The sequence below is a fragment of the Argonema galeatum A003/A1 genome, assembly GCF_023333595.1.
Lineage (GTDB): Bacteria > Cyanobacteriota > Cyanobacteriia > Cyanobacteriales > Aerosakkonemataceae > Argonema > Argonema galeatum.
Genome location: NZ_JAIQZM010000050.1, coordinates 23,281 through 36,333 on the forward strand (window position 1 = coordinate 23,281; position 13,053 = coordinate 36,333).

7 protein-coding genes are annotated in these 13,053 nt (G+C 45.4%); all 7 read right to left on the bottom strand.

What is annotated here, in order from left to right:
* Positions 1 to 67 precede the first annotated feature (67 nt).
* A complete protein-coding gene (locus LAY41_RS29490) occupies positions 68 to 967 on the bottom strand; it encodes an FkbM family methyltransferase (protein ID WP_249105861.1) in 900 nt (299 codons plus the stop codon).
* Positions 968 to 1,023: 56 nt separating this feature from the next.
* The gene (locus tag LAY41_RS29495) at positions 1,024 to 1,875 is read right to left on the bottom strand and encodes a glycosyltransferase family 2 protein (RefSeq protein WP_249105863.1); all 852 of its coding nucleotides are present in this window, start codon (positions 1,873 to 1,875) and stop codon (positions 1,024 to 1,026) included.
* The gene (locus tag LAY41_RS29500) at positions 1,869 to 3,014 is read right to left on the bottom strand and encodes a glycosyltransferase family 4 protein (protein WP_249105866.1); all 1,146 of its coding nucleotides are present in this window, start codon (positions 3,012 to 3,014) and stop codon (positions 1,869 to 1,871) included. The genes LAY41_RS29495 and LAY41_RS29500 overlap by 7 nt, the downstream gene beginning before the upstream one ends.
* Complete coding sequence (locus tag LAY41_RS29505; protein ID WP_249105867.1) at positions 2,998 to 5,241, bottom strand: CHASE2 domain-containing protein; 2,244 nt, start codon at positions 5,239 to 5,241, stop codon at positions 2,998 to 3,000. The genes LAY41_RS29500 and LAY41_RS29505 overlap by 17 nt, the downstream gene beginning before the upstream one ends.
* A 36-nt stretch (positions 5,242 to 5,277) precedes the next feature.
* Entirely contained in the window at positions 5,278 to 6,054 is a 777-nt protein-coding gene (locus tag LAY41_RS29510; RefSeq protein ID WP_249105870.1) for a DUF928 domain-containing protein, read from the bottom strand.
* A 47-nt stretch (positions 6,055 to 6,101) separates the two neighbouring features.
* The gene (locus LAY41_RS29515) at positions 6,102 to 8,879 is read right to left on the bottom strand and encodes a CHAT domain-containing protein (RefSeq protein WP_249105872.1); all 2,778 of its coding nucleotides are present in this window, start codon (positions 8,877 to 8,879) and stop codon (positions 6,102 to 6,104) included.
* Between the two features lie 86 nt (positions 8,880 to 8,965).
* Complete coding sequence (locus LAY41_RS29520) at positions 8,966 to 12,847, bottom strand: two-partner secretion domain-containing protein (protein WP_249105875.1); 3,882 nt, start codon at positions 12,845 to 12,847, stop codon at positions 8,966 to 8,968.
* Positions 12,848 to 13,053: the final 206 nt, after the last annotated feature.

Consider the following 13,053-nt stretch of genomic DNA (forward strand, 5'->3'; position numbering starts at 1 on the left):
TAGAAAATTGATTATATCTTAACGACTCATCCTTAAAAAAATTATTCATATTTTATCTGGATATATTTTAAACATCTAAATGGGCTTTTTCGTGAATTGCTAGAATGTCTGTCTGGTACTCATTAGGAAAATTTTCTATTTCAACCTCAGCGACAGTAAGTGGAGAACCGTATACATTCAATGTGAAAATTCTACTTTTAGAGGCAATGCCAGATTCAAAATCAGCACGCTTAACGAAAAACAGGTGAAACCCTCCTTCTTTTAATAAATTAAAAACATCCTTTGCACAAAAGCCAGAATGAAAAAGACTTTTTGATGATAATTCTATATAAATAGCTTCTACTATACCTTTTTTTAGACTATTCATTAACCCGTTAATAGCAAAAGGCTCATGACCCTCTATATCCATTTTTAAAAAATTAATTTTTGTAATATTTCTCTCAGAAATATACTCATCTAAGATTAAGTTTTCAACAAGAGTATTACCTGTGGGTGAAATAAAAGATACTGGGCTATTATTGAGATCGACATTTAGCTTTGAAAATCCCGACTTAGCTGTCACGCAAAAATTATTAATCCAAATCTTTTCTTCTGGATATAATCTTCTTGACTGAATGAGTAGTTGGGAAATTTTACTATTTGCTTCAAAAAGATGATATTCTACATTTGGATATCCAAAATCTGCCATTAGGCCAAAACTTAAAGCCCCAGTGTTTGCACCAACATCGAAGAAAATGCCGCCTTTGGATAAAAATTTTGCAGCGATCGTAAAAAATTCTGGTTCGCAAATCCCTGTAATCAGAGTTTGTCGAGGCCACGGTTCGCCAAGATCTGCAAATATTCTGGCAGAATCATTAAAATGAATTAACTGGACACGCGAGTTAGGCCAAATAATAAGTAGAAGCTGAATTAGCTTATGACGTCTCAAAAAGGGTGGCAGAGATGTAACTATCGAACCAATATTCATATCATCCTTCTCCTGCTCAACGAAATAGCATTTTTTTTTATTTTATAACTTTACACTCATAACGTCGCTCGCCAGCGTTTTTTAGCTTTTGCTATAAGCTTAGGCAAATCCCATATCAATTTTTGATTATACTGGGAATAGCGTATAGCTGAAAAACTATACCGGGCTGCAAGTGCAGGATTAGGCTTAAAGTAAAGATTGAAACAAAGGCTGGCATAAAGTTGACTTTTAATTACACTAATATTATCTTGTCGTTTTAGAGTAATTTCATCAGCATAATGTTTAACGAATGCACCTGGTATGCAACGACTGCGAAAAGCGTGGTAGTACAGATAGGCTCCAAACTCTAAGTAGCTAGATCCGAACGGAAACCATTCCACCATTCTGTGACCACGGTCAAAAATTTCTTTGGGATAAATTGTGGAGCCATCGGAGATCGCCCAGTTATCATCAACATCTGTCACTGAACCAGCCACTCCAGATGGATATAATTGGGTTGCTGTTTGAGAAGTTCCACAATACTCACCATTGATAAAGCCTATTTCTCCAGTTGTCCAGATGGATTTGCGATCGGACCAAACAGCTTTCATGCACTGCTCCATATGTCCGTCGGGAAGTTCGTGATCGTCATCCATCGTGCGAATATGCGTGCCTTTGCAAGCTATGGCAGTATGATTTCGATTGGCGTAGAGGCCGCGCCGGGGGCCATTTATATAGCGGCAGTCCCAATACTTTGCCAAGGCTTCTATTTTGGGTGCTATTTCTGGATCGGAATCATCGGATATGACTACTTCAAAAGGTTGAACGCTTTGCGATCGCAAACTCTTCAAACAACGCTCCAAACTCTCTGGTCGATTTCGCGTCACCAAAGCCACACTTAAGCGAACTTCAGCAGAATTTGTCAGCATAAGATGTTTGAAAAGATTACTGCAATTTGTTTACAGTTTGAGACAGCATCAAATTGTTTTTTGGCAATTTCTCTGCCAGCTTGACCCATTGATAATCTTAAGTCACGATCGTTAATCAACTTAAGGAGCGCTTCTCGCAAAGCTGCCCGATCGCCTGCTTTCACTGTAAACCCATTCACCCCATTTTGCACTAATTCTGGAACAGTCATAACTGTAGTGCCAATACAGGGCAAACCCGCTGCCATCGCTTCTGTGAATACTATTCCATAAACTTCCTCGTGAGTAGGCATTACAAATATATCTGCTGCTGCATAGAGTTTGAGAATTTCTGGAGAAAATGCACGCACACCTCGATGGATTCTCACATTATGTATTCTACGTAAGTTTACAGCGGCATTAGTAACAATGTCAAGCTCGCAGATATCGCTGAGATTGTCCAAAAAGACTGCTAGCAGATCCTCCCCGCCTTTGCGTACAAAGTCATTGCCGACAAATAGCAGGCGAGGCTTACTCTGGGGATCTCTTGGGATTATGCCAGCGAAAAGCTCTAAAGGCACACCAGGGTGAATATTAGTAACCTTTGTCGGTGAAATACCGTAATCATCAATTACAGAGCGTCGCGATCGGTCTGACCAGGTGATAATATGTGCAGCTGCTCCAAAACATTTACGCTCCACTTCTACGATCGGTTTATATGTAATGCTAGCTGGATAAGGATGCTCTTTTACCAATAAAGCTGCGGTATAGTCAAGTGAAACTACTGAGGGAATCTGTTTAAATAGGGGGGCAGCAAGGTAGGCAATTCCTTGAGTATGAACGTGAAGAACATCAGGCTGATAATTTTTTAAAGCGCGTTCTAAACAGCGACGTGCGAAGAATGAGTTAGCTAACTCAGTACGAAATCTGTGAAAGTCATAATCAATTTTATCAGACCCTGGTAGCTGTTTGCTGAGCAGCCAGTATACCAATCTACCCAGAAAATCTCCCTTGAAGTAATCAGTTAAATGCAATGAATGGAATTCAACTTCTGGAATACGATCCCGAAAACTTTTCTCTAATATGTTTTGATAAGTAGAGTGCCCCATTATATAATGATTGAGGCTTAAAACTTTAATTGCTTTTTTAGTAAGCTGAGACATTTTCGTGATAAATTTGGTTAAGCAATCCGGCCACCTCCGGTGCAATGTTGGTAAACACGATGTAATAATTGCCATCCCCTTCTTTTATTTTTCTCAAAACTTTCCCATAGATATCTCCGCTAACTGGTGTTTCGTCGGTTCCCATTAATAAGTTTATTTTGATATTATCTTCTCGTGGCTTGAGCATATTATCTGAACGTAGTTCTGCACCCTTTATTGACAGCTTGACTAAGCTTCCCTTGCACGTATTGCCATCAAGATGTTTACCTTTCAGAACGCCGTACTCTACTGGTAATTCCTCTTTTAGTTTAACAAGTAAATCTTCTTGTTTGGGCAATCTGAGGTTGTACTTGCCACCAATTCCCCCTAGTTCATGGATGGTGATAGGCTCGTTAAAGCCTTTTGGTTGTGCCGGGAAATCCCCATCTATTTGTAGGATGTCGCCTACATCTTTGAGGGTAGCTTCGGAAATCATGATTTCGCCACCCAGCGTATAGGACTCGATGCGGGCTGTTAGGTTGACGTGACTGCCAACTACACCATATTTTGCGCGTTTGTCCGAGCCAATATTTCCTACCACTACTTCGCCTGTGTTGATACCAATGCCCATTTCTATTTTGGGTAAGCCCAAACGTTCGTTTTTTTGGTTAACTTCGTCCATTGCTAGCTGCATGGCTATGGCACAAGCTACTGCCCTTTCGGCATCATCTTCTCTTTTAGTTGGGGCACCAAAGAGAACTAAAATCGCATCGCCGATAAATTCGTCAATGGTTCCCTGGTATTTCACGATTTCATCGGCCATTGCCCCCAGATAGATATTTAACATGGAAACTACTGTTTCTGGTGGCAATCGTTCTGATACGGCTGAAAAGCCTCTTAAATCTGACATCAGGATAGTTATCTTACGCCTCTCTCCGCCCAACCTCAATCCTTCGGGTGATTCCAGCAGACTGGCTACTACTTCATCGGTGAGATACCGACTAAAGGTTTGACGAATTTCTCCTGCTGTACGGGCTATGTAACTGGTGATGACGATCGCAGATCCGGCCATTGCTAATACTGGTGGAACCACAGGAATCCACCAACCTTTTAGAAATGCGAGGTAGCCGACTACAAAGATACCTCCCACAACTGAAAACATACCAGCTGTTCTCCGGGGCGAGAACTTGGCAACACCTTTTTTGTATCGCCCTTGCCAACTAAAAATAGCGCCGACGGTGGAACCGCTTAAAATCCACAACCACTCCAACCACTCAGGCCAAGTTTTGATTAAGGGTCGATCGTCTAGTGCTGCACTCAAGATCGTACTGGTTAAATTGGCATGGACTTCTACGCCAGAAGTGCGTTTGGGTATGCCGAGCAGACTGCTACTGTAAGGAGTGTATAACAGATCGTTAAGACTCTCTGCCGTTGAACCGATCAAGACGATCCGATCGCGCATCAAGTCTGACGGTATGCGATTCTCCAATACATCCATTATCGACACGATCTTAAAGGTTCCCGCTGGCCCGCGAAAGTTCAACAACAACTGGTAGCCTCTGGCATCAGTGCGTACATAGCCGCCATCATTGGCCTCAAAAGGAACAAACACGGCTTTACCCAATTGCAAATAATCTTGATTGACAGCAGCGGCTTTAGGTGTAATGCCTTTTGTTTGTAGATAAATATAAGCCAGTCTCAGTCCCAGACTTTCTATTGTTTCATCACCTTGTGAGATATACAGAAAATGCCGACGAATCTTGCTATCTGTATCCAATGGTATGTCGTTGGCGCTTACTTGACCCGGCGCTTCTAGTTCTGGTGGTGGCTGCACCGCAGGGCCACCCGCACCTCCAACCATTTTCTTGATGGCAATCAAGTTAGGTGTACTCTTATACAGATCTACCAATTGCTGATGTCCGGGTTCTACAGGCAAATCGCGATAGATATCCAAACCAATTGCTACAGGCTGCTGTTCTTTGATTTTATTTAGTAAGTTAGTCAAGACATCATCGTGAATCGGCCACTGCTTTAATGTTTGCAGGTCTGTCTCGCTAATTCCGACAATAACAATGCGTTCGTCGGCCATTTCCTGGGGAGGTAGGCGAAACAACTGGTCGTAAGCTGACCATTCCGCTACCTGGAACAATCCTGCAAAGCGCAAAGCGATCGTTAATCCAGCTACGGTAGGAGCTGTAATTAATACCCCGCGCCATTCCCAAATTTGCTGTCTTAGCTTTGACCACATAAAACTTGCTTTGATAATTGGGAAAAAGGTAATTAATTACCTGTTGGCCGTGCAGCAGTCAACCAGGGGCTTTTCAACTATTGGATCTAAATCGGCTGACTTCAGTAGCTTTTCCCACCGATCTGCTAGGGCCGAGTCATCGGGATTGGCACGGCGCAGCTCGGCTAAGGTTGTCAGAGAGTCCTGCCAAATGCCCGCTGCTGCATATAGGGCTGAGCGATCGCTTGGTGCGGCCTTCTCCAGTTGCTTCACTAGAGTTGGGCTGGCTTGGGTTCGCTCGATCCATCCATCTACAATAATATTCCCACTTTTGTCTCCAGAATCTTCAGATGGGCAAACCATTGTCAAGTACCAGTGGTACATCTTGCCCACCGCTAGAGGGGGTAATTCGCTCTTGGGGAGGGTCAACCCAATCACACCGGGGGTATTGGGAATGGGCCAAGTTTTTTTGACTAGCTTATTTTCGTTGGCATCCCGCAGCTCGAATTCCAATGCCTCTGCTTTAGATGAAGGGATGTCCCAATATAATGTGGGATACTCTGCGATCGTCAGCCCCAAGTTATTTGCAGGCATCAAAGATCTTAAAAGTCCTGCGTTTTCCAAGCAGTTGCCCCGCGTTGCGCCTCCCGCAGTTGTACGGGGTGCCTGTCGATTGGGAGGTATGTATGTCTGACTTACTTCCCAGGCACGGGGGGATGTTTCAGTTATGGTGGGCCGATCGGACTGTGCTGGCAAGCTAGGAACGATCGCGGTTTCTAAACCCAGGGTTACTGTCAGGGTGGCAACGGCTAGGCGCAAATTAATCCAAGTCATAAAACTTCACTGTCCAAAAGAATTTTAGATCTTAAAACTGAAATTCTTCAAAGCCAATTTCCTACCAGCACAAATGCCGCCCAGTAAAACGGATGCTTGTAGGTGGGATTGTTGAGCAGATTCAGCTGGGCGCGGCGGAGAGATTCCGCTTTACTAACCCCAGGTTGAGCTAGCTCTCGGTAAAATAAAGTCATCAACTCGGAAGTGGCTTCGTCGTTGACCGACCACAGGGAAGCGATCGTACTCCTTGCACCAGACCGTACTGCCATTCCCGCCAGTCCCAGGGCAGCTCGCTTGTCTCCTGTGGCAGTCTGACAGGCGCTGAGAACTAGCAATTCGATCGGCTTCCGTTGGCCATTAACTCTGACTTCCAGTAATTCATCGAACTGTTTGACGTTGATTTTGTTATCCCAGGTGAGAATAAACGTATCCTCCGCATTGGAACTAAACTGGCCGTGAGTTGCCAGGTGAACCACCGGGAAAGCAGCATCCTTAATCTCTTTTTTGAGACTGGCGCTAGTGAACTGTCCATCTAGGAGTAAAGTACTTCTTACTTCGGCACTGATTTGGTTCAATTCAGTTTTTACAGCAGGCAGTGCCGAAAAGTTTTGACGAGCTTCGGTGAGTCCGCCAGTTAATACCCTGAAAGACTTCTGTGTCAAAACTTTGGGCGCTAGAAGTTGCAACCCAGGAGTCACGGCAATCCGGTACTTTTCTAGCAAGAACTGAGTACCATTATTGAGGATAGCCATTGGCAGATTCCGCATTAAACCATCTGGCACAAATACGAGAGTTTGTATTTTGTTTCTGGCTAGGTCTGCCTCAGCGGGACGAATCAGCCAATCATAGAATTGTTGGGAAAGGCTCAAACGCTTTTGGGTGGAGCCGACGGGGCTGAGGGATTGACGCAATTGGTCTATGCTAACTTCAACTCGATCGCCGGGTATGGGGGTGGCGTAGTGGCGGAGGGGTTGTTGGGGTATGCTGAGAATTACTTCTAATCTGTCTGGCAAGATGATTGGATAGATGACTGCTGCTGTGGGGTCAACTCCATCTATCTGGACTGGTTTGGCATCTAAACAAGATTCTTGAAAGAAGTTGTCTAATTCTGCCAGTTGTAGAGATTCTAAGACGTTGCGGGCTTGAGCGATTCGATTTTGGGTTTTGCGCGAAGTGGGCGTCTTGGCGGTTCCCGTCACGATGCCCACCTTCGCAAGAGAGGATTTTGGATTTTGGATTGGTAAGGGAGAGTTGGTATTTGGCGATCTTGTTTCTTCGGTTTCCTGTTCGGGTGCGGCTTGTAGGAGGAGTCCGACCAATTCTCGGTAGACGGGTTCGACGCTATCGCGAAAGGAGAATTGCAGGTCTCGATCGATCGCAACTAAATCGCTACGCAATGATTGTAAGGTGTTGACTGCTTCGGTGTAGGCGGCGATCGCATCTTCGATCTTTCCCTGCTTTTTGTACAGTCTTCCCAACTGCCATTGCCACTGGTAGGCGATGTCCCCGGCGTTAATTGCTTGGGCGAGCAGTAAGGCTTGCTCGGTCAATTTTTGGCCGTTGGACAGTTGTTGGTTTTCTTGATATAAGTTACCCAGATTGCCCAGGGCATAGCTTTTGGCGCGTGGGTCTTGGAGGCTTTCTCCCTGTTGCGCTGCTGTTGCTAATAACTGTGCGATGTCTAGTGTCAGTTGTTCTCGATCGGCAACTGATAAGTTATCGTTTATTTCTGATAATTTTTTCAGGCTTTGAGCTAGGTTAATTCTGGCATATATACCGGCACGACTGGGCGGTAAGTTAGTAATTTGCGGCTTGATTCGATCGAGCAAGGTTTTGGATAAAGCCAGATGTTTTTGTTCTAGTAAAAGGCTGAGTTGATTGAGTTGAGATTGGATTCGCGTCAGGTCGTTGTTGGATACTTCTTCGGCTTCTTGATAATATTTTATCGCCGCAGCTGCATCCTGTAAGTTGCGGGATGTGTTGCCCAAGCTCAGGAGGGTTTCTCCTATATCTGAGGTGGATTGCGATCGTTTTGCTATCTCCAAACTTTGCTGCAATACTTGACGGGAACGATCTAATTTACCAATTTGTCTGAGGGTGTTACCGAGGCTGCGTAATCCGATTGCTTTAATCGGAGAGTCTTGTTCTTTTTGAAGGGTTTGTTCTATCTGCTCTAATTTGGTGGAGGCGCGACGATAAAGTCCCAAGGCTTGCATTGCTTGGGCTTGGTTAATGTGGCTACCAATAACTCCGGCCCGATCGCCTGAAGAGCCATAAGCGGCAGCAGCTTGTTGCCAAATGGATAAAGCTTCTTCGGCATTTCCCTGCGCCAATTCCAAATTACCTTTGGCGTTTAATGCTTGAGCCAAAATCGTTGTGCGATCGGAATTTGAGTTTTGGGAATTTAAGATGTTTAAACTTTTTGATATTGCTTCTCTTGCTTCGTTCCACTGTCCGAGTTGCTGAAGAGCTAACGACAGCATTGTAGATGCTCTTGCCTGGTTGAGTGTATCTTTTTTATCTGCAAACTTTGATGCCGCTTCCTGCCAAACTTTTGCCGCATTACTAAATTGTCCTGCTTCGTAAAATGTTTTTCCTTGTTGCAGTAAATCTTCTTGAGTGCTGAGTGCTGAGTGCTGAGTGCTGAGTGCTGAGTGCTGAGTGTTGAATTCGGTGACTGGTTTAACCAAAATCTGAGATTGTTTGGCTCGATCGTTAAACCTGTTGTTATTTTCAGTGGAAATAGCTGGTAGGCTAATGGTTGCAGAAAAAGCCAATATAAATAAAGCGATCGACAGAAAAGCAAAACGGCGATTTATAAACATATTTTTAGCATTTTTGGGGTAAGGTTAATTTTTTTGAGGTTTAAATTTTAATTTAAATATTGTTTATTGAAACCTCAAAGTTAAAATTAGTTACAGCCCGGTGTTGTCAATGCCGGACTGCTCGGCGTGACGGATGGCGTTTGGGCGGTGAGTATTATTTTGCCGTCGGCAGTCCTCACCCATCCTTGGGCTTCTAAGATGCGATCGGGCCTACTAAACTCCGAATTGCGAGTAGGCGGTGGGGAATTCTCTTGGGCTGGCTGGGATGTTCGCAAATCTATCCAAACGCCTTCACTGTTGAGGTAATTGTTGGGACTTGGGGGCAGCCCTCCGCGTCCGGTGACGGTAAATTGGTTGCTGTTGCGGCGCGGACAGCTTTTGGCGACTTGATTTTCGGTATCGACAGTTTGTACTGACAGCTCTACCAATCCCTGGCTGGGATCGACATCAGGGGTATTGATGGTTACTTCCCCGTTCAGGGAGGGGCTTAATTCGGATCTGGCGGTGATGTCGCTGGTGGTGTCGTTTTGCCTTTCTCGCGGCTCTATCCCAAAGACTCCTGTAGCATTGATTTGGATGTAACCGCCTCTGCCTTTGTTGGCGTTGGCAAAGATATCGCCATTTGCCAAGCCGACGAGATTGTTTGCGTTAATTGTGATATTGCCGCCATCTCCAGGGCCTTCTCCGGTGGCTGCGGATGTGGTGATGTTGCTGTCCCGACGCAGGAGCAATAATTCTTCCACCTGTAGGATAATATTACCGCCTCTACCGGATAGTTCGGTTTCGGCTGCGATCGAGGATCGGTTACCGAGCTGGAGGTTGCGAGCAGTAATTTGGATGTCTCCTGCTGCGCCTGTTCCAGAGCTGTTGCTTGTGATTTCGGCATTTTGAAGAGAGAAAACGTCGCCGTTGGGAACTTCAATTATGATGTTTCCAGCTTTTCCCGCTCCAGCGGTGCTGGTTTCCAGGGCAGCACCGTCGGTTAAGGAGAGCGATCGGGCCTTAATATTAATTGTGCCGCCGTTGCCGTCAGCTTTTTGTGCATCGCTGAAGATTCTAGTGTTTTCGCCTGCTATTTCTACGGAGCCATCAACGTCAATATTTATACTGCCAGCATTTCCATTTGCAAAAGTGCCTGCATCCAATGTAGAACCATCGGTCAAGGCAAAAGATTCAGCTTTAATCTCTACATTTCCAGCGTTTCCGGCTCCAAAAGTGCTGCTTACGAGCCGAGTGTTATCGCTTAATATAACCGATCGGCCTTCGATGTTAATTTCGCCGCCATTACCGCTGCCGTTTCCTTTTGTTACGAGTTCTGGTTCGGAGCCTGTGTAAATAGAGCTATTTGCGATCGATACTGTGTCACCACCTTTTACGGATACGCTTCCAGCTTCTCCTTGCTTAGAAGTAGAACTGGAGATGGAGGCATTATCTGCGATCGTGACTGTATTACCTGCCTCAATTATCGCGTTTCCAGCTGTTCCGGCTCCCTTGGTACTGGCTTCTAAGCTGCTGGCGGCGCTGTTGGTATCAAATCTGCTGGCGGCTTCTTCATCCTGAAATAGATTTTTAAATAGATTTTTCACTATTGCCAATCGATTGTCGTAATTTGGGTCTATGCCAGAAATAGTAACGCTGTCATTGGCGCTGATGGTGATGCTACCTGCTTTGCCAGTGCGGTAGGTTGTTGTGAGGATTTGTCCTCCACCCGTTATTGCTGCGGAGTTAGCAACAATATTAATATTGCCTCCGTTGGCACTACTTTTAGAACGGGCACTCAAAACTCCTCCATCGGATATTGTTAAGTTGCCAGTTTTTACCTCAATATCACCGCCTTCACCGCTGTCTGCGTTGTTTGTATCGGTAAACAATCCGCTAGATTTTCCGCCTAGAGGATTTTTAACGGTAAGATCTTCAAAGATTTCTTCAATTATTTGGAATGGACTGGTTCCAGAAATTGTGACGCTATTTTCGGCATTTACGGTGATATCGCCTGCGTTTCCGGCTCCCGAAGTTGTGGCTTCCAGTCGAGATCCACCTGTGAGGGAAAGAGATCGTGAATTGATCCTAATGTCACCACCAGCGCCATTCCCAAAAGTATTCGTACTCAGTTGGGTTTCATCTGATAGCGAGATCGAATCAGCGAACATATTGATAGCGCCTGGTTGATTTTTCGGGGTTTCAGAAGTACCCAACCCTGAAAAAGTATCTGCTGTGAGCTTGCTTTTGTCGATCGCGATGTTTTTAGCTGATACAAAAATATATCCTGCTGTGCCGCCAAAAACAGAACCATTGTTTTTGGGATCGGTATCGGTGTCGTTGTTGAACCTATAGGCATCGCTGGAGATGGTACTGTTATTTGCAATAGCGATCGTATCGCCAGCATCAATAGATATGAACCCAGCATTACCCGTACCAAGGCTACTGCTTTTTATGCTAGCGCCATCACTGTGAATGCTATCGATCGCATTCACAGTGATATTTCCTGCGTTTCCGGCTCCAGAAGTTGTGGCTTCTACTTGAGATCCGCCTGTTACTGAAAGGGAATTTCCCTCAATGTTAATGTCGCCACCAGCGCCAGGGCCTAAAGTACTGGTATTCAGTTGAGCGTTATTTGATAAGGAGATTGATGGTGCATTTATGTCAATAGCGCCTGCTTTACCGGAGGTATCCATCCCTCCAAAGTTTTTCGCCGCGATCGAGCTATTATCAATTGCGATCGAGTTACCGGCTTTTATAGAAACGAATCCGGCAATCCCCCCTGATTTTTCTTGACCATTGGCAGCATTACTCGCGATCGAGCTTTCATTGGCGAGGGAAACAAAGTCATCAACCCGCACAAATATGTTTCCGGCATTCCCTTGTCCAAAGTTGCCAGAGTCTACTTCTGCAAAATTGTCAAGGGAAAGGGAACGAGCGAATATGTTGATGTCGCCGCCATCAGTAGCGGTACCAAAATTAACGTTATTTTCAATCCTGCTCGACTTTATGGCAATCGATCCTGTCGCATTCAGGGTAATATCTCCCGCTTTGGTCGCAAGATTGCCTAAATTTGACTCTATCCCGTTGGTAAGGAGGGTTTTTGCCGAAATATCCAAGTTTCGAGCGTTTATGGCAATACTGCTGTCGCCTGAGCCGATAACGTTAATTGCGGCTGCATTGGTGAGGAAGACATCGGCGCGTTCCGCTTCGGGGGGGAAACGCAAAGTGCGATCGGGATTTATTTCGACTGTTCCTTGCGCGATCGCACCCAACTCAACTCTACCCCCTGGTGCCTGCAAAATCCCTCCATCCAACCTTACCTCTCCCCCCACAAGCGTCAAGGTATTCCCCGGTTTAACTTGTAAGGGATTCAACTCGCTTTCAAAGCTGTTTACCCGGCCCGATCCCGACTGACCTTTCCCTTCTACGACAATACTGCCCGTCGTCTGACCAAATTGCAAGCCAACAGGCACGCTCACCGTCAGCAGCGGTGGCGTTTGTGCGGCAGTGGTACCTAGTACGCTGCCGTCGGCAAACTTCAGGCTACGCGCCGTACTCGCCAGAAACGAGCCATTAATATCCAGACGCGCATTGGGGCCAAAAATAATCCCATTGGGATTGAGCAAAAAGAAATTGGCGATCCCATTAGCTCGCAGCAAACCATCTATTCTGGAAATTGAACCACCCGTCACCCTGGTGATGATATTTTGGATATCCAGCCCGTTGTTGAAAAAGGCCGTACCGTTGGTGGGTATGGAAAACTCCCTAAAGCTGTGGAACAAATTGCCACCGGCGCTAGTTCCACCTGTGATGACGTTGGTATTGCCTTCGGGACTCACGATGGAGTTGACTGGAAGGCTGCTATCTGGTACAATTTGCGCCACTGTCGAGGCAGGAACAAGTAAAAAGGCAAAAGGCAAAAGAAAGAAGTTTTGAGCTTTGCTTTTTAACTTTTTATTTACCGAAAGGTTGGTGGATAAAGCCATGACGGTCACAAACTTTAAGTAGGCGGGGTCTACGCAGTGTAGTGTGATGTTTTAGTCTACCTTAAAACAGTCGCTAGAGACAAAACGATCGAATAACCAATTAAGTTAAGTAACGCAAGTTGCTAGTTATATAGTTGAGGCTGGTATTAGGTACGTAGTTGCGATGCCGCGCTCTTATTACAACTGGGATAAGAGCGCGGCATCGC